The organism is Nostoc sp. CHAB 5715, from assembly GCF_020829685.1.
Taxonomy (GTDB): domain Bacteria; phylum Cyanobacteriota; class Cyanobacteriia; order Cyanobacteriales; family Nostocaceae; genus Nostoc.
On record NZ_JAIVFR010000925.1, the window covers coordinates 1 to 2,943 of the forward strand.

Genomic DNA, 2,943 nt, shown 5'->3' on the forward strand with positions numbered 1-2,943 from the left:
AAAGTAGCCAGCGCATTAGCATTACCTATCTGCTGGCTTCCCTAATAGTTCTCAACCTTCCGCGCAAAGGTCAATGGATACTAGCAGCAGTGCTACTCATCGGCTACTGGCTAATAATGATGTATGTACCAGTGCCAGAATATGGCACAATAGTTTTGACACAAGAAGGTAATTTCGGCGCTTATATTGACCGTTTGATTATTCCCAAAGCACATCTATATAAAGGAGATGGTTTCAACTTTATGGGAGATCCAGAGGGACTGTTCAGTACTATTCCTGCGATAGTAAGCGTCCTCGCTGGCTACTTTACTGGTCAATGGATACGCAGTCAACCTGTAGAGTCACGCACAAGTATAGGTTTAACATTATTTGGAGTTGGTTGTTTAATTATCGGTTGGGCGTGGGGGTGGACATTCCCCATCAACAAAAAGCTGTGGACAAGTTCTTATGTAATCTTTACTAGCGGTTGGGCGTTACTTTTATTAGCAGCTTGTTATGAACTCATCGAAGTCCGGCTGAATCGTCGCTGGAGTAAACCTTTTGAAATTATGGGCTTAAATGCGATCGCACTTTTCGTTCCATCCGTTTTGTTGATTAAAATCTTAGTGAAAACCACTATCGGCACAGGCAAAGACGCTCCCAGTACCTACAATTGGATTTACCAGAATTTTTTCGCATCTTGGGCGGGAGTTTTGAATGGTTCCCTGTTTTTTGCCATAGTCACCGTGTTGTTGTGGTGGGCTGTTGGTGTTCTAATGTATCGGCAACGCTGGTTTCTTAAAGTGTAAATTTGCGTAAGTCCTAATTTTGTCTAATTCACTCAAACTATTAATCCATAGAAAAATTGTGAGATAATCGATGCGTCGCCTAAAAATTTGGGTGTTTTTGCCAATTGCGTTGATATTTGGCTGCTCAGATCAACTGTTTCAATCTAACCCATCTGTAGCCTACTCTAACCCAGCAGTAGTTCCACAAACTAGTCCGACTTTATCAAAAGTGAGTTACCTTTCATCGTTGGAACAAGAGGTAATTGTTGAAACAAATAAGGTACGAACAAATCCCAAATCATACCTCCCGATTCTAGAAAACTATAGAAAGCGCTTTGAGGGAAACCTAGTAAACGTTTCTAATAATACCTATTGGCAAACTCAAGAAGGAGTCAAAGCAGTTGATGAGGCGATCGCATTTTTGAAATCAGCACCTCCTGTGGGAGCATTGAGTCCATCTAAGGGTATGTCTTTAGGAGCAAAAGACCATGTTAAAGACCAAGGCCCAAAAGGTGCTACAGGTCATAATGGTAGCGATGGTAGCAACCCCTTTACTCGCATCAACCGCTATGATAAAAAGGAGTCAGAATACAGAATTCAGAATTCAGAATACTCTACCCATAAAGGGATAGAGTTTTAATTATTGTTGAATATTTAATACTAGTTTCGCTTAACCTCGGGCGAGGTTTTAACCAATATTCATTACCCACTCGTACAGAATTCATACCTGTTTTCTGACCGGAGGCGGAGCTTTCCTTGCTCCGCTCCTGAGTTCTGAATTCTTCTTATAAATTCTTCAATTTCTCTTCTTTCCTTCTTCTTTCTCTGCGAAACGCACTCGCATTCGTGGTTCGTTCCTTTACCCTTCAAACTTCGCATGACAGACCATTAGGTTAAAAATTAATATCAATTAGCCTAATAAGTGGCACAATTAGAGCCAAAATATACTTTAATCAAATGCAAAAATAAGTATATAGTTATACTGCCGCTTATGTCATCGCCTCTTGAGCGCCCACTAAAATTTGAAATCAGACTGCCATCTTCCCATCCTCATTTATTAGAAGGACTAGATATATGGCTGCGCTTAGGTTTAATATCCGATACCCAAGTTAAGCAGCTATGCCGAGAATTCCTGGTGTGTACGGTGGTGTTGCAACCACAGCCTGAAGCCGAAACAAAGGTAGCGTTTGTAACTTCCGACCCCGTACAGCAGTTGCCCGTAGCAGCTTTACAATCTACTAGCCGTAGACAACCGCAGCAAAAACCAGCTAAACCCAACTTTATCAGCACAATGTTGCAGTCCTTGGGGGCAGAACTGAGTGTGCGTTGGCTGCTTTTTCTAGGGGTATTCTTGGTAGTAGTGTCCTCTGGAGTACTGGCTGCGAGTCAGTGGGAGAGATTTCCTGCTTCTGGACAGTATGGAGTTTTATTTGCTTATACTTTGAGTTTCTGGGGATTAAGCTTTTGGGCAACTAGGCAAAGCAACCTGAGATTGACGGCTCAGACATTGCTGATTGTCACCCTTTTGTTAGTGCCAGTGAACTTTTGGGCAATGGATAGCTTTCGATTGTGGCACAATCTTGTAGATTGGATTGTAGTTGCGATCGCCTGTCCTACCCTTACTACTATAACCGTTTTACTCTCCAAAAATCGCAGTATTTTTCCCAATTTACTTACCGGCAAATTACCTCTAATAAATATTCTGGGGCTGAGTTATCTGCATTGGGGTTGGCAATTAAGAGGATTTCCCTTGATTGCCGTTTATGTGGCAATGATTGGCACAACTATTATTACACTTTATCACAATCTTTACCAACAGCCTAATCCTATCAGTGAAGAAGATCAGCGCGATCGCCGCCGATTAAGTATTAGTTTACCTGCCACTGTAATTATTTATGCTTTAATAATGCTGCTAGTGCGGGCAATTTTTCTTGCCAAGGTAGATGTCACACAGTTGGGGTTAGCCATTGGTATTTGCGGCTGGTTGGTAACTTGGTTAGCACAGCAGGGGAGAGCAGGGGGCGCTTTGCTAGGGGCAGGGGGCAGGGAGCAGGGGGCAGGGGGAGATGAGGGGGCAGGGGGAGATGAGGGAGCAGGGGGAGCAGGGGGAGCAAGATCCCCCTCATCCCCCCCATCCCCCCCCTCCCCCCCCCCCCCCCCCTCCCCCCCCTCCCCC

Annotated in this window: 1 protein-coding gene and 2 pseudogenes; all 3 read left to right on the top strand. The window is 43.9% G+C overall.

The genetic code is table 11. The features are described 5' to 3' along the window. Positions 1-788 (top strand): acyltransferase family protein (locus LC574_RS33760; protein WP_229457964.1); only part of this gene is annotated, 788 nt, incomplete at its 5' end. Between the two features lie 70 nt (positions 789-858). Beyond that, positions 859-1,344: pseudogene (locus tag LC574_RS33765) on the top strand (CAP domain-containing protein); the annotation flags it as partial. A gap of 414 nt (positions 1,345-1,758) precedes the next feature. After that, positions 1,759-2,943 (top strand): annotated as a pseudogene (locus LC574_RS33770) (DUF2157 domain-containing protein); the annotation flags it as partial.